23 protein-coding genes and 1 pseudogene are annotated in these 24,297 nt (G+C 65.5%); 7 read left to right on the plus strand and 17 right to left on the minus strand.

From position 1 onward, the window contains the following. Positions 1-59 precede the first annotated feature (59 nt). Positions 60-1,109, plus strand: coding sequence for a helix-turn-helix domain-containing protein (locus AB0F41_RS01110; protein WP_357420641.1), 1,050 nt, complete (start codon positions 60-62; stop codon positions 1,107-1,109). 262 nt (positions 1,110-1,371) lie between these two features. Here the strand turns inward: AB0F41_RS01110 and AB0F41_RS01115 are convergent, their stop codons facing one another. Continuing rightward, a complete protein-coding gene (locus AB0F41_RS01115) occupies positions 1,372-2,304 on the minus strand; it encodes a DMT family transporter (RefSeq protein WP_357420642.1) in 933 nt (310 codons plus the stop codon). A 78-nt stretch (positions 2,305-2,382) separates the two neighbouring features. Between AB0F41_RS01115 and AB0F41_RS01120 the strand changes: the two genes are divergently transcribed. Next, complete coding sequence (locus AB0F41_RS01120) at positions 2,383-3,219, plus strand: LysR family transcriptional regulator (protein WP_357420643.1); 837 nt, start codon at positions 2,383-2,385, stop codon at positions 3,217-3,219. Positions 3,220-3,434: 215 nt separating this feature from the next. Here the strand turns inward: AB0F41_RS01120 and AB0F41_RS01125 are convergent, their stop codons facing one another. After that, positions 3,435-3,998, minus strand: a complete 564-nt coding sequence (locus tag AB0F41_RS01125; RefSeq protein WP_357420644.1) for a CocE/NonD family hydrolase — start codon at positions 3,996-3,998, stop codon at positions 3,435-3,437. Between the two features lie 323 nt (positions 3,999-4,321). Here AB0F41_RS01125 and AB0F41_RS01130 point away from each other — a divergent pair, with 323 nt between their 5' ends. The 3 genes and pseudogenes from AB0F41_RS01130 to AB0F41_RS01140 form a co-directional block, all read left to right on the plus strand. Further along, complete coding sequence (locus tag AB0F41_RS01130) at positions 4,322-4,993, plus strand: hypothetical protein (protein WP_357420645.1); 672 nt, start codon at positions 4,322-4,324, stop codon at positions 4,991-4,993. A 270-nt stretch (positions 4,994-5,263) separates the two neighbouring features. After that, complete coding sequence (locus AB0F41_RS01135; RefSeq protein WP_357420646.1) at positions 5,264-6,010, plus strand: NAD(P)-binding domain-containing protein; 747 nt, start codon at positions 5,264-5,266, stop codon at positions 6,008-6,010. A gap of 30 nt (positions 6,011-6,040) precedes the next feature. Next, a pseudogene (locus AB0F41_RS01140) lies at positions 6,041-6,778 on the plus strand (NAD(P)-binding domain-containing protein); the annotation flags it as partial. A gap of 125 nt (positions 6,779-6,903) precedes the next feature. Here the strand turns inward: AB0F41_RS01140 and AB0F41_RS01145 are convergent. The 4 genes from AB0F41_RS01145 to AB0F41_RS01160 all read right to left on the minus strand — a co-directional run bounded on the left by AB0F41_RS01145 (position 6,904) and on the right by AB0F41_RS01160 (position 10,365). Further along, positions 6,904-7,803: a TIGR03620 family F420-dependent LLM class oxidoreductase gene (locus tag AB0F41_RS01145; protein ID WP_357420647.1), complete on the minus strand. Its 900-nt coding sequence runs from the start codon at positions 7,801-7,803 to the stop codon at positions 6,904-6,906. Between the two features lie 137 nt (positions 7,804-7,940). Further along, entirely contained in the window at positions 7,941-8,351 is a 411-nt protein-coding gene (locus AB0F41_RS01150; protein ID WP_357420648.1) for an OB-fold domain-containing protein, read from the minus strand. Between the two features lie 35 nt (positions 8,352-8,386). Then, complete coding sequence (locus AB0F41_RS01155; RefSeq protein WP_357420649.1) at positions 8,387-9,553, minus strand: thiolase family protein; 1,167 nt, start codon at positions 9,551-9,553, stop codon at positions 8,387-8,389. Continuing rightward, positions 9,550-10,365, minus strand: a complete 816-nt coding sequence (locus AB0F41_RS01160) for a crotonase/enoyl-CoA hydratase family protein (protein WP_357420650.1) — start codon at positions 10,363-10,365, stop codon at positions 9,550-9,552. Before AB0F41_RS01160 ends, AB0F41_RS01155 begins: the two co-directional genes overlap by 4 nt. Before the next feature lie 646 nt (positions 10,366-11,011). On the opposite strand from AB0F41_RS01160, the gene AB0F41_RS01165 reads away from it, so the two are divergent. Beyond that, on the plus strand, positions 11,012-11,767 hold the full coding sequence (locus AB0F41_RS01165; protein WP_357420651.1) for an SDR family NAD(P)-dependent oxidoreductase: 756 nt from the start codon (positions 11,012-11,014) through the stop codon (positions 11,765-11,767). Positions 11,768-11,941: 174 nt separating this feature from the next. Here the strand turns inward: AB0F41_RS01165 and AB0F41_RS01170 are convergent, their stop codons facing one another. The 8 genes from AB0F41_RS01170 to AB0F41_RS01205 all read right to left on the minus strand — a co-directional run bounded on the left by AB0F41_RS01170 (position 11,942) and on the right by AB0F41_RS01205 (position 19,885). Beyond that, complete coding sequence (locus AB0F41_RS01170; RefSeq protein ID WP_357420652.1) at positions 11,942-12,382, minus strand: nuclear transport factor 2 family protein; 441 nt, start codon at positions 12,380-12,382, stop codon at positions 11,942-11,944. Between the two features lie 42 nt (positions 12,383-12,424). Beyond that, positions 12,425-13,273 (minus strand): mycofactocin-coupled SDR family oxidoreductase, encoded by an 849-nt coding sequence (locus tag AB0F41_RS01175; RefSeq protein ID WP_357420653.1) that lies wholly within the window; start codon positions 13,271-13,273, stop codon positions 12,425-12,427. A 73-nt stretch (positions 13,274-13,346) separates the two neighbouring features. Beyond that, positions 13,347-14,711 carry an MFS transporter gene (locus AB0F41_RS01180; protein ID WP_357420654.1) on the minus strand — a complete coding sequence of 455 codons (1,365 nt, stop codon included), beginning with the start codon at positions 14,709-14,711 and terminating at the stop codon, positions 13,347-13,349. Continuing rightward, on the minus strand, positions 14,708-15,463 hold the full coding sequence (locus tag AB0F41_RS01185) for a glucose 1-dehydrogenase (RefSeq protein WP_357420976.1): 756 nt from the start codon (positions 15,461-15,463) through the stop codon (positions 14,708-14,710). The genes AB0F41_RS01180 and AB0F41_RS01185 overlap by 4 nt, the downstream gene beginning before the upstream one ends. 107 nt (positions 15,464-15,570) lie before the next feature. Continuing rightward, the gene (locus AB0F41_RS01190; RefSeq protein WP_357420655.1) at positions 15,571-16,356 is read right to left on the minus strand and encodes an enoyl-CoA hydratase-related protein; all 786 of its coding nucleotides are present in this window, start codon (positions 16,354-16,356) and stop codon (positions 15,571-15,573) included. Between the two features lie 97 nt (positions 16,357-16,453). Next, positions 16,454-18,088, minus strand: coding sequence for a long-chain fatty acid--CoA ligase (locus AB0F41_RS01195; RefSeq protein WP_357420656.1), 1,635 nt, complete (start codon positions 18,086-18,088; stop codon positions 16,454-16,456). Beyond that, positions 18,085-18,885, minus strand: coding sequence for an enoyl-CoA hydratase-related protein (locus tag AB0F41_RS01200; protein ID WP_357420657.1), 801 nt, complete (start codon positions 18,883-18,885; stop codon positions 18,085-18,087). Before AB0F41_RS01200 ends, AB0F41_RS01195 begins: the two co-directional genes overlap by 4 nt. A 226-nt stretch (positions 18,886-19,111) precedes the next feature. Continuing rightward, positions 19,112-19,885, minus strand: a complete 774-nt coding sequence (locus AB0F41_RS01205) for an enoyl-CoA hydratase-related protein (RefSeq protein ID WP_357420658.1) — start codon at positions 19,883-19,885, stop codon at positions 19,112-19,114. Between the two features lie 198 nt (positions 19,886-20,083). Here AB0F41_RS01205 and AB0F41_RS01210 point away from each other — a divergent pair, with 198 nt between their 5' ends. Continuing rightward, positions 20,084-20,719: a TetR/AcrR family transcriptional regulator gene (locus AB0F41_RS01210; protein WP_357420659.1), complete on the plus strand. Its 636-nt coding sequence runs from the start codon at positions 20,084-20,086 to the stop codon at positions 20,717-20,719. Between the two features lie 29 nt (positions 20,720-20,748). Here the strand turns inward: AB0F41_RS01210 and AB0F41_RS01215 are convergent, their stop codons facing one another. From AB0F41_RS01215 to AB0F41_RS01225, 3 genes are all read right to left on the minus strand, one after another. Next, positions 20,749-22,380: an AMP-binding protein gene (locus tag AB0F41_RS01215; protein WP_357420660.1), complete on the minus strand. Its 1,632-nt coding sequence runs from the start codon at positions 22,378-22,380 to the stop codon at positions 20,749-20,751. Then, positions 22,380-23,654, minus strand: a complete 1,275-nt coding sequence (locus AB0F41_RS01220) for a bifunctional 3,4-dihydroxy-2-butanone-4-phosphate synthase/GTP cyclohydrolase II (RefSeq protein WP_357420661.1) — start codon at positions 23,652-23,654, stop codon at positions 22,380-22,382. Before AB0F41_RS01220 ends, AB0F41_RS01215 begins: the two co-directional genes overlap by 1 nt. Positions 23,655-23,737: 83 nt before the next feature. Next, a complete protein-coding gene (locus AB0F41_RS01225) occupies positions 23,738-24,262 on the minus strand; it encodes a flavin reductase family protein (protein WP_357420662.1) in 525 nt (174 codons plus the stop codon). Positions 24,263-24,297: the final 35 nt, after the last annotated feature.

A 24,297-nucleotide genomic window follows, 5' to 3' on the forward strand; every position in this document is an offset into this window, starting at 1 on the left:
GCTGCCGTTTCGACAGCGCTGTCGAGCGGCGGCCGCCGACCCCACGTAAGGAGGCAGCAGTGAAGCTGAACTCGTATCAGAACCTTCGTGTCGCGAACTTCAGCGTCCACGCGCTGCGCCGAATTCTCGAAGAAGCGGGTCTCGACTGGCGTACCGCACTCGCCAATGCCGAGATCGACCCCGATGCCGTGAACCGCCCGGGTGGCACCATTCCGGCGAAGAAGGAGCTCGCCTTTCAACTCGAGTTCGTCACGCTGACGAGAGATCGCGTCGATCTCTGGCTACGCGCCGCGCGGGCCTACACCACTGCCACGGTCGGCGCCCGCGGGATGGCCCTCGCTACCGCGCCGACCATTGCGTCCTGGGTCGAAGCGGTGAACGCAGTCGACTACTCGCCCGGACTTCTCGAGATCGGGGCGCTCCGGACATCCGATGGCACGGTGACAGGTGTCCAGTTCACCTACCCCGACACCGCAAAAGAGCTGATCCCGTTCAGCGCATATCGCGACCTCTATGTCACCAGCCGTTCATTCGAGTGGCTCTACGGCGGCCGATTCCCGTTCACTCGCATCGAATTCCCGTTACCGGAAGTCTCGCCCGAAGCATTGACCTACGTCTCCAGCAACGTGGTCGAATGTGGCTCGGAGACATTGCGGCTGTGGTGGGATCCCGTGATATCGACAGAGGAACTCCCTTTCGGGAACGCATTCCAGCACGCGGCATGGATCAAAGCGGACACCGAAGTTCTCGACTCGTTCCGGGCGACCGGCGACTGGCCCGACACCGTCGCCAAAGCCATCAGGGCCGCGCCGGCGCTCAACAGAAAACTCCCGAATGTGGCTGCCACGCTGCAGGTCTCACCGCGCACTCTGCAGCGCAAGCTCGAACTCGCAGGCCACGATTTCGCCGAGCTACGCGACGAGACCCTGTGCGACCTCGCCTGCGATCTGCTCTCGAATTCCGACCATTCCATTTCCCGGATATCCCGGACGTTGGGCTACACGGACGCAGCCAGCTTCACGATCGCCTTCAAACGGTGGCGAGGGATGCCGCCGTCCGCGTACCGGGACGCCTCCCAGTACCGACCGGGCAGCGGATCCCCGGATTAGCCCGACCGACCAAATCCGCGCCGATGCGTCATGTGTTGCCCTTGTCGGGAGCGGTCCGACCGATTTTCGTTGTCTCTCATGCCGTTCCGTCAGGACACTCGCAGTACAGCGCTGATTCTCTCCACGGCCGCAAAACTCTCGGACCATGCCGCGCCCGACACAGCTCCGGCGTGAGGCACGACGCCGGTGCGCTGGTAGACGTCCATGTACTTGATGCCCGCGGCGAACCTTCACCTGTTCGGTCTGGGCGAGTCCGTTGAGCTCAACGAGTAGCCGGCAACGGTTGGTCGGAAAAAGGCTGTTGGTCGCGGTGGCCCGGCCGGGATACAGCGGTACTTGCCTGCACTGTGCACGCCGCGGCGCCGAGGGCCAGACCCGCAACGGCCAGTGGTGAGAGTGTCTCCCCGAGCGCGGCCCACGCCATAACACTCGCCGCGGCCGGGATGACCGCGAACAGGATGGAGGCCGCGCGGGCCCCCGCCCTCTTGATTGCGGCCGAGTACAGCGTGGTAGCACCAACGGAAGTGGCGACGATCATGCACGCCAGCAGAAGCAGAGCGTGCGGCCAGTCCGAGGATTGCGGGCCGGTGAAGACCGCCGCCACACCAGCGACCGGAGTGGCCGCGGTGACACCGAGTGCGGTGACCAGCCAAGGGTCCATATCGGCGCAGAAGCGACCTTGATACACACCGCCGGCCGATAAACCGAGCATGGCGATCACTACCGCCGCAATACCGATCCCCATCTGATGGTCGGCGGCAATCCGTGGCGCGCAGGCGAGCAATACCGCGGCGGCCGCCAACACGAGCGCGAACATTCCTCTACGCGACTCACGATGGCGCGTCACCGCTACCATCAGGGCGGCTGTGATCACCGGGTTGAGCGCGATGACCAATGAAGCCAATCCTGCCGAAACTCCGTGGGCCAAACCCCAATACAATCCGAGGAACTGCATCGCCTGGGTCATCAACCCGGCCACCATCGCATGCAATACCTGCCGCCGCGACGGCAGCGCCGTCCTGCGGGCGGCCACGATCGCCCAGAGAATAATCGCCGAACCTGCGAAACGCAGAAAGATCACCAGGAACGGGGACATGACCGCGACCGTCGCCGTTCCGAGCGGATAGCCGGCCGCGTACAGCAGCACGGTAGGAACAGCCAGTCGCGCCGACAGACGGGGTGTGCTGGTGGACATGGCTCCACAATCGGCCCCGAGCACGGCCGCCGCAAGACCGTTCACAAAACGTGAACAGTCTTGCGGCATACTGGCGCTATGGCCACTCTCGACATCCCCCAACTTCGCAGTGTGGTCGCGGTCGCGACATTCTCGAGCGTGCGCCGAGCCGCCGAGGCGCTCCACCTCACCCCGTCAGCCGTCAGCAACCACCTGCGCAAGCTCGAGAAAACACTCGGCACCCGGCTGGTCACCGCCCAGGGACGAGGAATCGGACTCACCAGCGACGGCGAGGAACTAGTCGCCCGGGCACGGGTGATCCTGACGCACCACGACGACGCGATCCACGCCCTCGCACCCCCCGGGGACAGCGAGTTCCTGGTCGCCGCGACCGAACACGCGGCGCAATTCCTCGTACCGAGTGTCGTATCCACCCTGAATGCCCTGCACCCCGGTCACGAGGTCAGGCTGCGCCTGACGCGCAGCGCCCATGTGCGCGATCTGGTTCACGACGACCGCGCCGACGTGGCCTTGATGCTCACCCGGCCGGCTCGCGGAAGCCTCGCTATCGCCGATCTCCCCCTGCAATGGTTCGGCACCGACGACGCCCCCCTCGACCGGCTGATCTTCTTCACTCGCCCGTGCGCCGTGCGGGACCAAGCGCTCGCGTCGCTGATGAAAGCCCCGCACCAGGTCGTGAAGGAGTGCCCGGATCTGACCGGCGTGCTCAGCGCCGCGCGGCACAGCCTCGGGGTCACCCCACTACCGCGGCTGGGCCCGCCGCCGGACGGGATCAGCCGTATCGAGGCGCTACCCCCGATCCCGGACGTGACCCTGTATGCGGCCACCAGTGACCGCATCGACTCCACCACCAAAGCACGCATCATCGAAACACTGCGGACGCGCCTCACCGCCGGCCGACGCGTCGACCCGTAGACCCGTAGACCCGGACATCGGAGCGGACGGAGGACCTCCGCCGATGCCGGCCCTCCGTAAGCAACCATGGCGCATCCACAGATGATCCTGTGCATGCAGTTCACCAGCAGCTACGGAGCCGAACCCGGCTCCGATTATCGATGCCCGCCCCGGCGGCGGTGCGAGCACCGATCCGGCGCACCCGCGCCATCGTGGGGGACGACCCGGTCCGAGCCTCAGCGGCGGATCACCGGGAGGACCAGCCGGCTGAGGTGTTCCGGACCGTGCAGCACACGGTTGACCGCGACGACAGCCTGGTCGAGGGTCTCGGTGTTGATATCTCCGCCGGTGTTGGTATTCCGGTCGAAGCGAGGGTAGTTGCTGCTGGATACCTCCAGCCGGATCCGGTGTCCGGGCAGGAAGACATTCGAGGTCACCGAAAGGTCCAGGGTGATCTCGTAAACCTCTCCCGGCTCGAGGAGTTCGGGCTCGGCGAGCGAATTCCGGTAGCGGGCGCGCAGCATGCCATCGGTCAGATAGATCGCGCGGCCGTCCGGGAACACGTCGACAAGCTTGCCGGTGAAATCGGCATCCAGGGCAGACGAAGCGATATGGAGCACCAGCGACACATGGCCGGTGACCTCGATCGGCTCGTCGAGCACGGGCGTGGTGTAACACAGGACGTCCTCACGCATTTCGACCTCGCGCTGATCGACCGGGCCCACAGTGTTGAGCGCCGCCGGCAGCCACAGCCGGCCGCCGGCACTGGGGGCCGGGCATCGAACCGGCCAATTTCGCATTCGGTGAGTTCAACAGCTCGGCTACCGTCTCGGCGAGGGCCGCCGAGATCTGCGGGTCGCCGGTACCGGCCGCTGCAGCGCGCTGATGGCCGGCGAGCGACATGTACGTCGCCCAGAACACGAGGTTGTGCAGGTGAGTGCACCACCCTCGTCATGCCAGGCAAGGTAGAAGTCGGGGTTGCTCACTGTCGTGACCACGCGGATGACGTATCGCCAGATGACCGGCGTCACATCGCCTATACTGACAGCTATCGTCCAAATTAGGAAGAGCAGGGACTCGACCCGCCGTATCGAACCCGCCATCGATCACCGAGGTTGACCGGATGAAGCCTCCGTTTTATGCTGTGGAGGTATCCGGAGGAAGTATCCGTTTCGCCGTGGCCCCTGGAGCAGGCAGGAGGACGTATGGGTGCCCAAGAGCAGCCGGGCCGCCGGCCGCGCGCGGATGTCCAGCGCAACCGAGCTGCTCTACTGGAGGCGGCACAGCGTCAGTTCCTGAGGTTCGGGGTCAGCACGTCACTGGAAGAGGACGCCGGTGTCGGGCCGGGCACGTTGTATCGGGCATTTCCCGAACCGCGAAGCGCTGCTGGCGGCGGTGTTGCAGTCCCGTTCGGACGAACTGGAGGTACGTCGGGCCGATATCGCTCAGCTCGACGACGCGCTGGAAAAGCTGGGGGCAATGGCTACGCTCGATGGTGAAATATTTCAGCGCGTTCAGTGGGTTGCCGGAACCGCTCATGGCTGCGGCGAGGGCGCTGGAACCGGATAACTCGCTGACTGTGCCCTGCGAGAAACTCATCGGCACCACCGACGAGTACGTGCGCAGCGCGCAGCTGACGGGACAGGTGCGGGCCGCGGTGAGCGGGCGTGACCTGTTCCTCCTGGCCGTCTCGGTGGCATGGACCATGGGCGCCGCCGAGGCCGACCAGCAGGCGCTCGATCGTCTCCTGACACTGATCGAAAACGGCTACCGCGAACAACACAGCAAGCTGTAGCAGTATCACCCGCCGTACCCGCCGACCCGCAAGACCGAGGCGGAACCGCGGCGTATGCGTTCGGTAACGCCTGGAACAAAGCCGGCTTCTCCGTGATTCGGCAGGCCCAGCGCCGGCGGCGGTGAGCCGGCCGCAATTCGGTCCGGGTCCCACAAGGGCCGGATCCGAGGAAGAGGCCGTCCAACGGCTCGGCCGGCACGGCACCTACACGGCGTCCGCACAGCGTTGCCCGATCGAGGAAATCGATAAAACAACCCAAGGAGTTACTGCATGAAGATCGGCATTCTCGGTGTCGGCCATATCGGCAAGACACTCGGTCGAAAGTTGAGCGCGGCCGGACACGACGTGAAGGTGGCCAACCCCCGCGGGCCCGAAACGATCGACGCCACGGTCCTGGAGACGGGAGCACGTGCGGGGACCGCGTCCGAAGCCGTGAACGAGGTGAACGTCGTCATCCTCTCCACCCCCCTGAACCGGGTGCCCGATATCGCGCCACTGATCGCCGGCGTACCCGCCGGGACCGTCGTCATCGACACCTCGAACTACTATCCGGGGCGCGACTCCCAGATCGCTGCTATCGAAGCCGGCGAGGTCGAAAGCATCTGGGTAGCAGAACAACTCGGCCGGCCGATCGTCAAGGCGTGGAACGCGATCGGCTCCGTCTCCTTCGCCCTGAAAGGCACGCCGCCGGGTACTCCGGGTCGTATCGCCATCCCGGTCGCCGCCGATGACGACAGCGGACGCGCGGTCGGCATGGCGCTGGTCGAGGACACCGGATTCGATGGTTTCGATGCCGGACCGCTGGCGCAATCGTGGCGCCAGCAGCCCGGGGCACCGGCGTACTGCACGGATCTCACCCGCGACGAGATGCCGGCGGCCCTGGCGAGCGCCGAGGCCGCACGACTGCCGAAGCGGCGTGATCTGTCGGTCGCCGCCATCTTCGAAAGGGTCGGCGACGGGACGACGAACCCCCACTCGGAGTACGGCGTTCGTCTCAGCCGCGCGCTGTTCATGTAGCGATCCGCACACGAGAGAAGGAAGGAACACGATATGAGGATTTCCGTTATCGGCGCCGGAGCCATCGGCGGCAACCTTGCACGCCGGCTCAGCGAGGCCGGACATGAGGTACTGGTCGCGGACGCCCGCGGGCCGGAGTCCGTCGCCTCCGATATCCGAGAGGCAGGCGCTCGCGCAGTCGCCCTCGACGCCGCGACCCAGGACAGGGATGTCATCATCCTGTCGATCCCGTTCGCGAAGCAGCCCGAGCTCGCCGGCCTCCTCGCCGGGGTTTCCGACGATACGGTGATCGTCGATACATCGAACTACTATCCCGGGATGAACGGCACCGTCGAGGCGGTGGACAACGGGCAGGTCGAGAGCGTGTGGAGCGCGGAACAGCTCGGCAAACCGATTGTGAAGGCATGGAACGCCGCGCTCGCGGGGACGCAGCAGACCAGGGGTGCACCCGCCGGGACGCCCGGCCGCATCGCCATCCCCGTTGCCGCCGATTCGGAACGAGCACGCCGGACCGTCATGCAGCTCGTCGACGACACGGGCTTCGATCCCATCGATGCCGGTGTTCTGGCCGAATCATGGCGACAGCAGCCGGGGACGCCGGCCTACTGCACCGAACTGAATGCCGCTGAATTGCGGCAGGCCCTGGCAGCGGCCGACAAGGACGAAGCGCCCCGCACTCGTGACCGGCTCATGGAGCATTTCGCGAACCTCACCGCGGCACCCTCGCTGGACGAAATCGTCGCGATCAATCGCGCCGCACACCACTGACCCAACGCCCACGGGCCGCCGACGTCTCTGACCTGGAGAGGTCGGCGGCCCGCAACAGTGTTGCCATCACACTCGGTTATCTCAACGCCGGCCGATGGCAATCCGGGCGCTGGTCGCCGGTGCAATTACAGCTGCAGCGCCCTGGCGAGTTCGCGGAGCGCGGGCCGTGGGTCGGTCGAGGGTGTGTCCGTCAGGACCTGCACGACGACGTGGTCCGCGCCGGCGTCGAGATGTGCGGTGAGCGCAGCGGCCGCGTCATCGGCGGAGCCCGTGCCGACCAGTGCGCGGGCCAACCGGTCCGACCCACCGGTGACCAGGTCGGATTCGTCGAAACCTTGGCGCAGCCACGAGTTCCGATAGTTCGGCAGCGTCGAGTACATCGTGAGGTGGTCGTGCGCACGCCGAAGTTGATCATCCGAATCGCCACCGATCGCCACAGCTTGTTCGGTGACGATCCAGCGATCGGCGCCGAGGATCGAACGGGTGACCTGGGTCTGTTCGGGTGTCACAAGATACGGATGGGCGCCGTCGGCGTGCTCGCCGGACAGCTCGACCATCTTCGGACCCAATGCCGCCAGCAGGCGGAGCGGCCGGGCACCGGGCTCGATCTCCGGGGGCAGCGCATCCATGCGTTCGAGATACGTACGCATCGTCGCCAGCGGCTTGCGATACGCACCCCCGAGCATCTGTTCGACGAACGGGCCGTGGCTGACACCCAGACCGAGCACGAACCGCCCCGGGTACAGGGCACTGAGGATGCGGCCACCGGACTCCGCCGCTGTCGGTATCCGGACGTGGATATTGGCGATACCGGTGCCGATCACGAGCCGGTCGGTGGCCGAGAGAAAGGCCGCGGATTCCACCAGCGCGTCTTTACCGCCACCCTCGGGCATGAACAGCGAACCGAACCCCAGCGCTTCGATATCGCGGGCGATGTCCCGAGCCTCACGTATCGGCCACGCCTCGCTGTTCCACCAGACGCCGACCTTGGACGGAAACTTCACGCCGGCAGTTCGATCGGACATAATTCTCGACCTACTTTCCAGGTTCGTCGGATATGTTGTCGATATCAGCGAAGCGTGCCGCCGGGACACCACGGCGACCGGAATGCCGGCTCGACCGGCCCGATCACGAAGGCCGGCCCTGTCGAATCGAATACGGCCTACTCGTCCTGTGTGGGCGCGAAGACCGGGACATACTCGTCGGTTTCCGTCGGCCCGGATCTGGGGAACACCGCGCGGACTCGTAGTCCCGCGGTGAGGGTATCGCGCTCGATATCGACGACCTGGGTCCACCACCACGGCCCCTCATCGAGTTCGACCACACCGATCGTGAGCTCGACCGGGGTATCCGAACCGCCGCCCCGCCGGGGGACGAACGCCCATGAGACGACCCGGCCGAGCCCGGAAGCCTCCACCCATTCCAGATCGGTGTTTCCCACGCTGTCCTGCACTGCGGGCGGGGTCAGGACCTCGCCGGTTTCCGTGGACCGGCGCAACAGGAAGACCCCTCGTGCGGCGCCGTCGAAGAACTCCGAGGTGGCGGCGTCGCGGACAACAGGCTGAATGTTCATAGATGTGGGAATCCCTCCGTTCCTTCCGACCCTGCTCACGAGCCCAGGATCAAGGTCGAGTGGTGGTCGAGAATTCCGCCGTTACCCGAGACCAGGACAAGCTCGTGCTGGTCTACCTGCCGGGCACCTGCCTGCCCGCGCGCCTGCAGGACGGCCTCGGACAGCGGGGTCATACCCCACATGTAATACGAGGACAGCTGTCCCCCACCGGTATTCATCTTCAGCTTGCCCTCCGGGCCGATATTTCCCGGCGTCGCCACGAACTCGCCTCCTTCGCCTTTGGCGCAGAACCCGTAGTCCTCGAGACTGACCAGAGCGGTGTAGGTGTAGCAGTCGTAGAGTTCGGCGATATCGATATCGTCGACGGTGACGCCGGCCATCGACATGGCCGCCGGCCCGGAGCGGGCCGCGCCGGTCACCAAACCGAAGTCGTCGTTACGACGCAATTTTGTGCCTGGATGACACTGTGCCCATCCGAGAACGCGAACCGGAGGCTGCGCCAGGTCATGGGCGCGGTCGGCGGTGGTCACCACGACGGCGACGCCACCGTTCGATACCAGGCAGCAATCGTAGAGATGAAACGGATCGCTGATGATGCGGGATTCCTGGTGGTCGGCGAGGGTGATGGGGGTACGCATCTGCGCCAGTGGATTGATTACGGCCCAGTCGCGCTGGGCGACGGCGATGGCACCCAGCTGTTCGGAGGTCGTCCCGTACTCGAGCATATGGCGACGCGCAGCCAGCGAGTACAGCACGTTCGGAGTTACGGCGCCCGTCGACCGCTGGAGGCCCGCCCATCCGGAAGGCGTCCGGTGACCATCAGAATAGGCCCGGCCCGCCCCTACCCCTTCCACGAGGGGAGCATCGCCGAATACGCACACGATGACTTCGGCCATCCCGGCCTGCACCGCCATCGATGCGTACTGAACCATTGCGCCGGCGGTAGCGCCGAATGCCTGCATCTGGGTCAGAACTGCAAGGTCGCGCAGGCCCAGGTCGACCTGCAACTCGAGGCCGACATCGTTGGTCACGCCACCCGAGACCAGTAGGCCGTCGACATCCGCCAAGCGCAGACCGGCGTCGGCGACGGCCAGCCGGGTGGCCTCCGCGGCGAACTGACGGGCGCTCTTGCCGTAGACCTTTCCCATCTCGGTCATTCCGAGACCGGCGATCACCGGCGATCGCGAGGTGCTGTGTTTCATTGTCCTGTCCAGTTCGGTGTCCGCTTCTCGACGAAAGCCCGCAGGCCCTCCTGCGCGTCTCGCGAATGCCGGACCTGTCCCGCTTCGAGGCGGTTGCGCGCCCAGTCCGCGGCCTCACGCTCGACATGCCCGTCGGTGATGCCGCCCGCGATACGTTTGGTGGCCTGCACCGCGAGCGGGGCATTGTCGGCGATGGCATCGGCGAGCTCGAACGCTACCGAGAGGACCTGGTCCTGCGGTACGACCCGGGTGACCAGCCCCAGCTCCGCCGCCCGCACCGCCGAGATCGGCTCGCCGGTGAAGGCCATCGCCAAGGCGACTTTGCGCGGAATCTGCTGCGCCAGCCGGAACGCACCACCGGCGGCGGCCACCAGTCCGCGGCGCACTTCGGGCAGGCCGAACTCGGCGGTATCGGCCGCGACGACCATATCGCTGGCCAGCGCCAGTTCGGTGCCACCGCCGAGCGCGAATCCGTTGACCGCGGCAATGGTGGGTTTGCTGACGGGGTGATCGACATACCCCGCGAAACCCCAGCGAGCACGAGGCCCGGCGGGGTGGATATCTTCCCCGGCGGCCAACGCTTTGAGATCTGCCCCGGCACAGAATGCCCGGTCGCCCGCCCCGGTGAGGACAATCGCTCTCACCGCCGGGTCCTTTTCGGCTGTCTCGAGCGCAGCGCCGATCGATTCGGCGACGTTCCGGTTGATGCTGTTACGAGCGCGCGGCCGGTTGATCGTGATCAGCAGGACATTACCCCGCTGCTGCGTCAGGACCGCCTCGGTGTGCAGGTCGTGAGCTTCTCCGGTTGCCATGGTCTGCCTCACTGCTATCGAACTCGGGATGGTCGCCTGGGGAGGCACGGACGCTTGCTCATCGGACACCTCGTTCTTGCTGTCGAGTGGTTGACTGCGGTCCGGATCCCGGCACTGTGGTGCGGGTTCCGACAGGGCCGGGCAATCCACTGTCTGGATATCCGTCTTCGACAACCGGCTCCGAAGAAAAGACGGGCGCACCGCGACACGCGCAAACCGCGGTGCGCGGGCTCGCGTGCCGGGCAGCCGACTCCCTCGGATCCTGGTCGTTCAACGGGACTCCGGCCATACTGACACATTCAGTCCAAATTAGGAAGTGGAACAAGGCACCACAACGAGGCACCACCCGAGAGGGCTGGACCGCGCCCGCCACGACCACCCGATCAACCCGGGAAGCGACTCGAGTCGCCCGGATTTGCCGGACACACCGGTCTTCCGCGGTAATTCGCTGCGAACCAGCGCCTCCTTCTCCCCCACTGGCGATGACCGCACTAGTCTCGAAGCATTCATCCCAGTCGGCCGCGAAACTTGCACAAGAATGCAGAAACCATAATACTGACTCTTATCGTCCATATATTCGCCCAGGCCTGGCCACGGTGAGCCCTTGCCCGACAGGACCTCACTCCCCATACACGGAGGTATGAACATGCAGGTATCCCTCGAAGGGAAAATCGCGCTGGTGACCGGCTCGGGCCAGGGTATCGGCGCCGCGATCGCCACTCAGCTGGCATATTCCGGCGCCCAGGTGGCGGTCTGCGATCTTCGCGGCGACCGCGCCGATGCCGTCGCACGGGAACTGTCGGAACAGGGGTTGCTCGCACGCGGGTTCACCTGCGATGTCACCTCGCCCGAGGAGGTCGCGGAACTGACCCAGGCCGTCACGACCACCCTCGGTCCCATCGATATCCTGGTGAATAATGTGGGCTGGGCAGGTGATGACCCGTTCATCTCCCTCGGCGTCGAGCAGATCCGCAACCTCGTCGATGTCAATCTCATGTCGACGATATTCGCCTGCCACGAAGTCGGGGCCGGGATGGTCGAACGTGGCTCCGGTCGAATAATCAATATCGCCAGCGATGCCGGCCGGGTCGGTAGTGGCGGACAGGCCGTCTACGCCGCCACGAAGGGCGGCGTCATCGCTTTCACCAAATCGCTGGCCCGGGAGTGGGCCAAGCGCGGTATCACCGCCAACTGCGTCTCCCCCGGCGCCACCGATACCCCGCTGTGGACCGACGATACCTCCGACCGCATCAAATCCATGTTGCTGTCGACCATCCCGCTCAAACGAGTCGGCCGGACCGAGGAAATCGCCACCGCGGTCACCTTCCTCGTCTCCGACAAGGCCGATTACATCACCGGTCAAGTACTCAGCGTCAGCGGTGGCCTGACCATGGTCGATTAGCGGCGACGAGTTCGCCGGCCGGAGCGATGCGGCCGGCAGGCGGCTCTGTGGCGACAGCGTCGTCGCCACAGAGCTGTACCGGACGGAGGCCGGTCGGGGCAGTCCGGCGTGACAACATTTATCCGGGCGCGGCCTGTGATGCGCCGTCACACCTCGGTACCTACCGCCGGAGCACTATCCCGAGGCGAGCGGCGCCTGGCCGACCTGCTCGGGCTCGAAGGTCTTCACCAGCACCCGCTTGGAGATCAGCCACGTGGAGCCGACTTTTCTGTATTCGTCCTCGTACTGAACGTTGAACCGCAGCCGAGGACCGCCGCGTGCATGCTGCACGTCGCAGATACCGAACGCGACACCCGTGGCGCGGGTGTCGGACAGGATGGTGATCACATGGTTGGTCATGTGGTGAACGACGTGCTCCACCATGTCCACCAATTCGTCGCCATACGCCGCAATGGCCTCGCGCCCTACGTGGAGACCGAAATCGACCTGGCGTTCGTCGAAAAAGCAATCCTCCGTGAATACTTCGGCCGCCCACCGCGCGGGCTCACCCGTGTCGAGGAGCAGGGCGTAGCGCTGGTTCAGCTCAACAATGGCATATTTGTCTTCGATGGACATCAGTGCGGACCTTTCATCAGCCGGTTCGGTGTTGTCGGCCGGTCACCGGTGCGGAATCTTGTTGGGGGCCATGGCACCCGCGTCGAGCACATGGGTGGTGCCGGTGACGTAGCGAGCGTCGTCGGAGGCGAGGTAGACCACCGCATTGCTGACGTCGACGGCTTCGATCCAGGGCACACGCAAGCCCTGCAACTGAACGAAGACTTCTTCCACCTCGGCTCGCGTCGGGTTCGCCACGTGGGGAAGAAAGATATTGTGGACGACCGGGTTGTTGATCATCGGTGTGTCGACATTGCCGGGATGCAGTGAAATGACCCGGATGTTGTGTGGAGCGAGCTCGACCGCGAGCGCCCGCATGAGACCGGTGACGCCGTGCTTCGAGGCGGTGTAGTGAGAGAGATCGGCGTAAGCGATCAGACCGGCAAGCGAGCTGGTGAGGACGATCGAGCCACCCTGTTTCCGCTCGATCATCGACGGCACCGCCGCCCGGACGGTCTTCCAGGTGCCGGTGAGGTTGACGTCGATCATGTCCTGCCATTGCTGTTCGGACATCTCCCAGGAGGGTGCGAAACCGGTGATGCCGGCATTGGCCACGACGATATCGATCCCACCGAGCTCCGCGACCGCCTTGGCGACAACGGCCTGGAGTCCGGCCAGATCCCGAGTATCGCACTGCCGATCGATGATCCGACGGCCCGTCTCCCTCGCCAGTTCGGCGGTGTACGCCAGATCCTCGGAGGTAGGCAGCGCATAGGGCACGGTATCCACCGGTGCGCAGATATCTATCGCCACCACATCGGCGCCTTCCTCGGCAAGCCGCAGGACATGTGATCGCCCTTGGCCGCGGGCGGCGCCGGTGACCAGCGCGACCTTGTTGTCGAGACGTCCCATGATGGTCCTCCTTGTTCGATGTACCGGCGGATACCGGCGATTACGGGTTGCCTACCGGGCGCCGGACCAGTTCTTATGCCGATTCGAGGGGGCGGCTCGCGGTCTCCGGGACCCGCAACGTCGTCAGCAGCACCACCACGGCAACAGCCATCAGATAGAAGGCAGGCGCGTAGGTGGTTCCCGTCTGCGCGACCAGGAATGTCGAGACGTATGCCGCGGTACCGCCGATCAGTCCGAAGACGTTGTAGCTGATGCCGAACGCCGTGTATCTGATGCTGGTGGGGAACCGTTCCAGCGCGGCGGTGACGTATACGGCCTGTCCGGCAGAAACCGGTATCGCGAGCAATATCAGCGCCGCCACGGCCGCGAGGAAGTTGCCGGTGTCGAGCAGCAGGAAGCTCGGGTACGTGAAGACGATCAAGCCGACAGCGGCGGAGACGAGGACGCGCCGGCGGCCGTACCGGTCGGACAGTATGCCCATCGGCGGCCCCAGGACGACGATGGCCGCGCCGCCGGCGCAGATCGCCAGGAGACCGTCGCCGGAGTCGAAGCCGAGCTCGCTGGTCAACAGCGTCGGCATGTAGATCATCATGATGTAGTAACCGAGAAAGGCACCGGCGCCGAGCAGTCCGGTCACCGCCATCCGGCGGTACATGGAGGCCTTTCCGAGCACCTCGGGGAGCGGGCTCTGGAAAGTGGCCTCGGCTTTCCGTGCGAGTCGGAACGCGGGGGATTCGTCGAGTTTCACCCGGATGTAGAGCCCCACCAGGCCGAGCGGCAGGGCTAGCAGGAACGGAATGCGCCAGCCCCAGCTGTTCAGTGATTCGGTGGACAGCAGCGCCGCGAGCAGCGCGGCGGTGAGCAGACCGGCCAGGGTCGCGCAGGTGATCGACACCCCGATCCAGCTCACGAAGTAGCCGCGCCGGTGATTCGGTGCGGATTCGGCGACGAAGATCGTCGCCCCCGGAAGCTCACCGCCCGCCGAAACACCCTGGAGGACACGCAGAATCACCAGTAGCAGCGGTGCCAGTACGCCGATCGTCTCGTAACTCGGCAGCAATCCGATGGCGGCCGTGCTGACCGACATCAAGAGGATGACCGAGACCAGGGTGGTCTGCCGTCCGATCTTGTCGCCGAAGCGACCCCACACCAGTCCTCCCAGAGGCCGTGCGACGAACGCGAGGGCGAAGATGCCCAGTGTGCTCAGCAGCCCGCTCACCCGGTCCGTCGCCGAGAAGAAGGTGCTCGCGATCGCAGGGGTCAGGGCGGCGTACACGGCGAAGTCGTAGTACTCGACGAAGGACCCCGCACAGCTCGCGATCACGGCGCGACGGAGCATTGATGGGCTGATATCGGTCTCGGCGTCGTGCCCGGTGGGAGTTCCCGGTGTTTCCGCTCGGGGCACACCGGTCTCGCTACCCGTCTTCTCGGTCGTCACACCGTTGTCCAACCGCCATCGATGACGAGCGTCTGCCCCGTCATATAGGACGATGCCTCGCTGGCGAGGAACACCAGGGCGCCGTTGAGTTCGTCTTCCCGTCCGCCGCGCCGCATCGGCATACGCCGGAACCTGCGTTCACCGGCGCTGCTGGTGAACAGTTCCTCGGTGAGCTCGCTCCGGAAATACCCGGGCGCAAGGGCATTGACCCGGATACCGCGGTCCGCCCATTGTGCCGCGAGTTCGCGCGTCAGGCTGATCACCGCCCCCTTGCTGGCGCAGTAGCCGGCCTCGGGAATCGACCAGCTGGCGACCAGGCCGTTGATGGACGCGATATTGATAATTGTGCCCCGGCCCTGTTCCAGCATCCGGCGACCGGCGAGGTGGCAGAGGCGATAGAGCGCGATCAGGTTGACGTCTATCACCTTGCCGAAGGTTTCCGGGTCTTCGTCTTCGGCCGGTTGGATCGAGGTGATACCGGCATTGTTGACGACGATATCTATTGCGCCGCGCCATTCCACGGTGCGGTCGATGACATTGCGGATCTCGTCGTCATTCGTGACATCCGCAGATACGGCAAGAATGTGTTCGGGAAACTGGTCGACCAGCTCGAGCAGCGGGTCTTTTCGCCGCGCCACCGCGACGACATGAGCGCCGCGCTGTGCCATCGCGGTGGCGAATTGTCGACCGAGACCGGAACTGGCTCCGGTGACGATCACGACCTTGCCGGCGATGTCGAACAACGGGTCCACGCTGCGGACCGCTGTCGGAGTGATGTCGTTCATGAGGAAATTTCTCCTGGGGTCTATCGGTGCGTTTCTCGAGTTCGACGCAACCCGCCGGTGTCGGTCGTCGGATTTCAGGCGTGCTTGCCGAGTGCGCCGAAGGCCTCGTAGGCGAGTCCCATGCCGAGCATTTCGAGGACCTGCTTCTTGAGGGGCTGGACGATGAGGGCGCGGGTGAAACGCAGCGTTGTATCCGATTTCTCGGCGATCCGGCCCGCGATCTCCCGGGCGCGTCCGAGCACCTGGTCCGGGGGAAGGACCTCTTTGACGAGGCCCCAGCGGAGCGCTTCTTCCGCGGTGATCGTCTCCCCGGTGAGCATGTAGGCACGGGCCCGGTTGATCCCGAGGAGCATGGTCATCCAGATCTGGGAACCGTCGCCCGGCGCGATATCTTCCAGCTCGAAATGCGCCGAGTCTTCGAACGACGCGGTGTCCGCGGCAACGATGACGTCGGAGAACAGGGGAATCTCGCAGTGCCGCGCCACCGGGCCGTTGACCGCGGCGACCACCGGGACCTGGATATCCAGTATTGCGTTGACCAGTTCACGCTGGTCGGTCCAGGCGTCCTGTTCCCATACCGCGTATTCCTCCGAGAAGGAGGGGATCACGGTCATGATCTGGCCACCCTCGGCGTCGGCGCGCGGTCCCATGAATTCCACACCGGTGCCGGTGATGAGCACGACTCGATTACCGCGATCGAGCGCGACATCGCGGAATGCGCGGGTCAATTCACGATGAGTATGCATGCCGATTTGGAAGGGACCGCCATCGGAATGGAGTCGTAATTCCAGAATTCCGTTCTCGTCCCGGTTGAATTCGCAGTGCGGATACTTGTCACGGTAGTCGTCCAGTACGGTCATGGAAACCATCTCCTTTGAGGTTGCCGAGTGCAAATCTCTGCCCCGAAAACTTTCGGAGGCAGCTGGTTGTGGAGCTTTCTAATTGAGCGCTGCGGCTTCAGGCGAGATTGCCGAATGCCTCTCTGAGCAGCTTCTTGTCGAACTTGCCGGTACTGGTGCGCGGAATGTTGTCGATCACCCGGAAATCGTCCGGGACCCACCATTTCGCCACGCGCCCCGACAGGTGTTCGCGAAGTTCGTCGGTGCCGACCGCGCCGTCGGTCACCACGAAGGCGGCGGGACGCTCGCCCCAGCGGTCGTCCCGGCGCCCGACGACGGCCGCCTCGCGAACCGATGGGTGCGCCATCAGCGCCGATTCCAGATCCAGGGAGCTGATCCACTCGCCACCGGATTTGATCGCGTCCTTGAGCCGATCGGTGATCCGCACCCACCCTTTCGAGTCGATGGTCCCGACATCCCCGGTCCGCAGCCAGCCATCGTGGAACTTGTCCGCGCCGACGTCGGCTCCCAGATAGGCGCCGGCCACCATCGGCCCGCGGATCTCCAGTTCACCGACGGCGACCCCATCTCTGGGCAGCTCCGTACCGTCGTCGGCGACGAGGCGCATTTCGTAGAGCGGCGAGATCCGGCCGGCCGAAGTGCGCGACCGCCACCCCTCATCGGTGTCGGTCATCGCCGAAGGCGTCACCATGGTGGCTCCCGGGAAGACTTCGGTCATACCCCAACCCTGGACGAAATCGACTCCGTGGGCACCGTAGGCGCGCATGAGCGACTCGGGAACCGCGGTCCCGCCGCCGACAACGGTCCGCAGACCCGACAGGTCGACCGGTGCGGAGCCCGATTCCCGCTCCCGGATGACTCGCAGTAGGTCCATCCATACCGTGGGAACACCCCCGGCCCATGTCACCCCGTGTTCGGAGATCAGTTCGGCAACCGCCTCGGGTTGCAGGTTCGGGCCGGGCAGGACCATATCGGCACCGGTGAGACCGCAGAGGAAGGGCAGCCCCCACCCCATGGCATGGAAGAGCGGAACCAGGCCGAGGACAACGTCCTGCTCACCGATCCGGAAGACGTCACGACCTGCCATGGACAGGGCGTGCAGGACGATCGACCGGTGGGAATACAGAACTCCCTTGGGATCGCCCGTCGTACCGGAGGTGTAGCAGAGGGCTGCGGCAGCCCGCTCGTCGACGTCGACCGGCGCGAGCGGCCGATCCGCCTGCGCGATCAACTCCTCGTAGCCGAGTTCGCCGGCAGCGACATCGCCGACGGCGCCGATGACCACCACCTGCTCGAGGTGCGGCAGCCGATGCCGCAGACCGGCGATCCGGTCCCGGAAATCGGACTCCACGATCAGCACGGTGTCGCGCGCGTGGTTGATCGTGTACACCAATTGGTCCTCGTGCAACCTCGGGTTGGCCGTGTGCAGCACCGCCCCCATGCCGATGACCGCGTAATAGGTCTCGAGGTGCTCCTGCGTGTTCCACGCGAGGCTCCCGACGCGATCGCCTGGCCGGATTCCCAGCTGAGCCAATGCCGCAGCGAGGCGCTCCGATCGATCCAGGACCTCGACGAAGGTGGCCGACCGCGAGGGACCGTCCGGGTGGCTCGCCGACCGCGAGTAAACCCGCGCCCCGTGATGGATGGCGCGCATCCGCCGCAGCAGCAGCGCGACGTTCAGGTCCACATCCATCATGAGGCCCGGCATCGGCGCCGGTTCGGGCGGTGTCACTGCCGGGCCGCAGCCGCCGCGCGCCGGCGATCACGGGCTCCGAGCGCCGCGCCGACCAGACGCTGATGATCCTCGGACACCGCGGAGACGCGTTCGGCCTGGAACCCCAGATCCAGTGTCACGCTGGACAACATGTGCAGGATGGCGTTGAGCGCCTTCTTGGTGCCCTGCACCGCGACATGCGGCGAGGCCGCCATCCGCTCGGCCCATTCCATCGCCCGCGGCAGCACCTCGTCCACCGGGCACGACTCGGTGACCAGCCCCCACTCCGCGGCCACCCGCCCCACCACCGGATCCCCGGTCAGCAGGAAGCGCTTGGCGCGCGCCATACCCACGAGAATCGGCCACATCATCGCCCCGCCGTCACCGGCGACAAGACCGATCACCACATGCGGGTCGGACAATCGCGCATCCTCGGCGACGATGCTGAAATCGCTCATCAACGCCATCGTGAAGCCGTAGCCGGCCGCAGCACCGTTGACTGCGGAGATGACCGGCTGCGGGAGGTTCAACAGATCGTCGACGATCTTCTTGGCTTCGAAGAACGTGGTCTCCCTGGTAACCGGGGTCTCCCCCGCGATCCACTCGAGATCACCGCCGGCACAGAACGCGCGCCCCGCGCCGGTGAGCACCACTGCCCGCACCCGGCGATCCATGCCGATATCGGCGAACACCGTGGACAATTCACGATGGAAGTCGGCATCTATCGCATTCAGCTTGTCGGCGCGCAAGAACGTCACCGTCAGCACACCGCTGCTCGACAGATCGAACTTCATCGTCTGATACCGCTCATACATTGGCAGCTACTCCTTCGGGATTGATCGCCACAGCCACATCGAGACCAGGAGCCACATCGGTCCGTTCCGGCGCGATCCGGACCGCCCGCTCGCGACGGCCGCGCCATCGGAGGGCGGTCACCGCCTGAGAACTGTTATCCGTCAACGTGACTCCGATCATACTGACACATATAGTCCAAAATAGGAAGAAGGTTGGATCAGGACCTGATCGACGAGGTGGGGAGCCTTACCGAGACTCGTCGAAGCGCCAACGACCGGTGAAGGACGGCGCTGTTCTGGATTTGAAAGCCCGGAAGCCGTTGTCGATGTCCTCGCCTGCGAAATTCACGGCCTGGGCCACCGCTTCGGCCTCGAGACTGCTTGCGAAGTCGGCGCCGGCCGCACGGTGCAGGAGAGACTTCGTCAAGGACAGAGCTGCCGGCGGACCGGCGGCCAACCGACCGGCGAGCGTGTCGACGACCGCGTCGAGGTCCTCGGCCTCGACCACCCTGGTAGCCAGTCCCAGTCGTTCCACCTCCGCCGCGCCGAGGACATCGCCCGTCATCGTCAGCAGTTTTGCCTGCTGCATCCCGATGAGACGAGGCAGCAACCAGGACCCACCGACATCGATCGACAACCCCCGCCGCGGGAACACCTGCGCGAATGTCGCTTTGCTCGAACAGATCACGAGGTCGCAGCACAGTGCGAGGTTCCAGCCACCGCCGATCGCCGGGCCCGGCACCTTCGCGATCGTCGGCTTCGGAAACTCGTGCAGGGCAATCGCTGTGGCAGAAATGATCCGCATGCGGTCCAGCGGATGTTGCGGACCGTCGGCTCCCAGCTCACCGCCGGACGAGAACACCCCGTGGGCACCCGTCAGGACCACCGCGCGCACACTAGTATCGCGCTCCGCGTCGTCGAGCGCCGCCGCCAGGCGACGCCACTGAGCGGAATCCAGGGCGTTCTTCACCGCAGGCCTGTTCATGGTCAAGGTCCGGACGCCGTCGGCCTGCTCGACCACAAGCGGGGCGGTCTCCGGTTCATTCGATTTCGCCATAGGACTTCCTCTCGGCATACGGATTCCGCGTACTCACCGCGCCCCACCGGCCGCGAGAGCGCGAAACATTCTGGACGGAATAGCTCGGTAACTTGCTGTGTGTCTCCTCCAGCCGGGCGAGATGGCTTCGGCGCCGCTGCGCGGAGCGGTATGGTAAAAGCCATGACGTCTTCGCCGCGCACGGTCGGACGACCGCGTGAACCCGATCTCGACGACCGGGTGCTGGACGCCGCCAGGTCGGTATACGGCGAGCGCGGGTGGAGCGGATTCACCGTCGACGAGGTCGCGCGGCGCGCGGGTGTCGGCAAGGGCTCGCTGTATCTGCGCTGGCCCAACAAGGCCGCGCTGCTGGTCGATGCTGTACGTTCGGCCGCGCCCTCGGTCGGGAACATCAATCTCGGAAACCTCGAGCTGGACCTGCGGGAGTTCGCTCGACAGTGGATGGCGTTCGTCCAGAGCATCGAGGGCACGATGGTCAGCCGGTTGATCATGGACCGGCATTCCAACGAGGAGCTGGCCGCGGTCGTCGGCGAGCTCGACTATCCGGATTACATCCGGTCGACCCGGGCACTGGTCCGGCGAGCGGTCCGGCGCGGCGAGATCGACCCCGGTATCACGCCCACCCTCATCGCCGATCTCGTCGCGGGTGCCATCACCACGCATGTCCGCAGCACGCCTCCGGGGCTGGCCGAGGTCGCGCATACGGAGGCCTACCTGACGCAACTCGTGGACACGGTGCTGCGTGGCGTCGGCTATCGGCGTCCCTCCGCGCAGGACTCCCCCGGCGACGACACCTGACGGACCGCCGGGGCTGTCCTGCCGCGAGATCATCGGGACGCACCGCCCTCGGACGTCCGGGCCGGAGTGGACCGGGCACGTTCCGGCCGGGTCCATGTACGGGGTCCCCGGCCACGCTCCCGGAGCTCGGCCTTGCGGACCCGCTCGGTCGCGGTCTTCGGCAGCAGGTCGACCACCTCGATGAATCGTGGTCGCATGAACTCGGCCAGCCGGCCGGACAGGAATTCGTCCAACGCGGCCTCGTCCAAGTCCCGCGATTGTTTCGGGACGACGAAGGCCATCACTTCCTGCTCGCTCCACTCCGAGTCGACCCCCACCACCGCGCATTCCACTACGTCGGGATGCTGCAGCACGGCCGCCTCGACCTCGACAGAGGAGATGTTCTCACCGCGGCGGCGCAATGAATCCTTGAGACGATCCACCAGGTAGTAGTTACCCTGCTCATCACGGCGGAACTGGTCACCTGTGTGGAACCACAGGTTGCGCCAGGCGGCGACCGTAGCCTCCGGGTTCGCCCAGTATCCGGAGGCGAAATGCCACGGTTCGCGCGGACGCAGGACGAGCTCGCCGAGTTCACCGTCGGGCACCTCACGATCGAACTCGTCGACGATTCTTGCTTCGAACCCGTCGCGCAGGCGACCGCAACTCTGCGGAATACTGACGTCGTAGTCCACCGCGACAATGGGTGCGCATACTTCGGTCATGCCCCACTGTGTGGTCACCAGTACGTCGTGCCGCTTCTTGAAGTCCTCCACCTCCGGAATAACGGGGATCATCTGCACTCGTCGCAACGGGGTCGATTCGGGCCGGATATCGCTCTGGTAGACGAAATTTGCCATGGCGCCGAGGAGCAGCGTCGCGGTGCATTGATACTTCTCGATATCCGCCCAGAAGGCGTCGGTCGAGAAACGCTCGCGCAGAACCGCCCGTCCACGCACCCGCGCCACCGATATCAGATTGGCGCGATAGGTGATGTGGGACGGCGGAAAGGGGAGGTAGATGGCGTCCTCGTGGCCGAGTACGGTCGGCGGGAAGACCCCGGCAGCCGCCTCCTTCAGCTGGGCGAATGGCACGACGACCCCCTTCGACAACCCCGTCGTGCCGGAGGTGTAGAGGATGCAGGCCGGCGTATGTCCGGGTATCCGGCCCTCGCGCGCGCTGTCCACGGACTCCCCTGCCGCGGCCAGAATGTCGTCTGCCCGGACAATGACGGTGGAATTATCGGATCGGAGATCGTCGTCGCCGCCGATGACAACAACCTGCTCGATATTCGGCGCCTTGATCAGCGCCTCTCGAACGGACGGAAAATACCGGTGATCGACGACCGCCACCCGAGCCCGGGTGTCACCGACGATGTGGTCGAGGAGTGCGCCCCGATACGCAGGATTGGCCGAGGCTTCGATCGCGCCGGCGTAGGCCACACCGCACCACAATTCGACCGAGGCCACCGAGGACGCCACGAATGTGAGTACGGTGTCACCCGCGGCCACCCCGAGCCCGGTCAGCGCCCGGTGCCATTTCCGCGCGTTCGCGTGGACCTCGGCATAGGTCCTGACCGGCCCGTCGACCTCTTCCAGACAGATTGCTGCCGGCGACTCGGCCGCGATCTCGGCGACCATATCCGGGTACGCCTCGGCCGTCCGCGCTCTTTCGGGACTCACTAGCTCTCCTGATAAATATTCGTTCTCGGAAAAATCAATTCGTAGTCGTCGAGACCGGCGAGATCGTGGCCCATACGGTCGCGTTTGGTCCGCAGGTAGGCGAGGTTCTCGGCATTGGCACGCAGCGGCATCGGTACGCGTTCGGTAACGCGCAGTCCGTGGCCGTCGAGTCCGACCCGTTTGGCGGGATTGTTCGTCAGCAACCGCATGGTGGATATCCCCAGGTCGACGAGGATCTGCGCGCCGATACCGTAGTCGCGGGAGTCGGCGGGCAATCCGAGCTGGAGGTTCGCGTCGACGGTGTCCGATCCCGCGTCCTGCAGCTGGTAGGCCTGCAGCTTGTGCAGCAGACCGATACCGCGGCCTTCGTGACCGCGCATGTACAGCACGACTCCCCGGCCTTCACTCGCGATCATTTCGAGCGCGGCGTCGAGCTGGGGCCCGCAGTCGCAGCGCAGCGATCCGAACACATCACCGGTGAGGCATTCGGAGTGCACCCGGACGAGGACATCACCACCGTCGCCCGCCGGCCCGGCGATATCTCCGCACACGAGGGCGACATGCTCGACCTCGTCGTAGATGCTCCGGTAGCCGACTGCCCGGAATGTGCCGTGCGCGGTCGGTATCCGCGCGTCGGCGATGCGGACGACCTGCTTCTCGTGCCTGCGGCGCCACGCGATGAGGTCGGCGATCGAGATCAGCGCGAGGCCGTGTTCGTCGGCGAATTCCCGGAGCTCGCCGGTCTGCGCCATCGCGCCTTCGTTCTGCCGGCTGACGATCTCGCAGATCACGCCCGCGGGGCGGAGGTCGGCCATCCGCGCGAGGTCGACGGCGGCTTCCGTATGACCGGGCCGGCGCAGGACACCTCCGTCCTTCGCACGCAGCGGTACCACGTGGCCGGGCCGGGTGAAATCGCCGGCACCGGCGGTGGGGTCGGCGAGCAGGCGCATGGTCGCGGCCCGGTCGGCGGCGGAGATACCGGTACCGATTCCCGCCCGGGCGTCGACCGTCACCGTGTAGGCGGTACCGTGTTTGTCCTGGTTGACGGCATACATCGGCGGCAGGGCGAGCCGGTCGCAGTCCTCGCCGGACAGCGGTACGCACAGATATCCCGACGTATAGCGGACCATGAACGCCACCAGTTCGGGCGTCGCCTTCTCGGCGGCGAAGATCAGATCGCCCTCGTTCTCCCGATCCTCGTCGTCCACCACCACCACCGGTTTACCGGCGGCGATGTCGGCGACCGCGAGCTCGATATCGTCGAACCTTGTCACGTCCTGTGCTCCATACTCTCGTGTCGGCACCGGGCCGGACGGCGGTGTCGCCCCTGGACAGGCACCCCCGCTGATCACCTCGTCTACTCGACGTCGATCGTTCGAGCGTCGACGAGTTCGCGGAACTTCGCGCCGTGCCAGATGAGCGGCTCGTTCTCGCCGATACCGAGCTTGTTCACCTCGAGCAAGGCCATCCAGTGATCGCCTGCCTCGGTGACCTCGTGGATCGAGCATTCGAGCCACAGTGCGGCGTCTTCGATGAACACGGCGCCCGCTTCCCCGACTTCGATCGCGACCTGCTCGAACCGGGAGGCGCGATCCTTACTTGCGAGCTTGCGGGTCAAATCGCTCTGCCCCTTGCCCAGGATCGACACTCCGAGGGAGCCGGCCCCCTCGAGCACGCCCCACGTCTCGGACGACTTCTGTACCGCGACCGCGCCGAGGCAGGGTTCCAGCGATACTCCGACCATGAACGACGAGGCGACCAGTGCGTGCTTGCCGCCGGCTATGTCGGCCGCGAGAACCGCCACGCCAGAGGGAAATTGCGCAAACGCGTTCCGCACGACTGCCGGGTCACCGCCGAAGCCACGTACTTTGGTCTGAGTCATCAGTTCTCTTCCTGCCCCGGTTCGGAGCACGGCAC

The organism is Nocardia sp. NPDC024068, from assembly GCF_040638875.1.
Lineage (GTDB): Bacteria > Actinomycetota > Actinomycetes > Mycobacteriales > Mycobacteriaceae > Nocardia.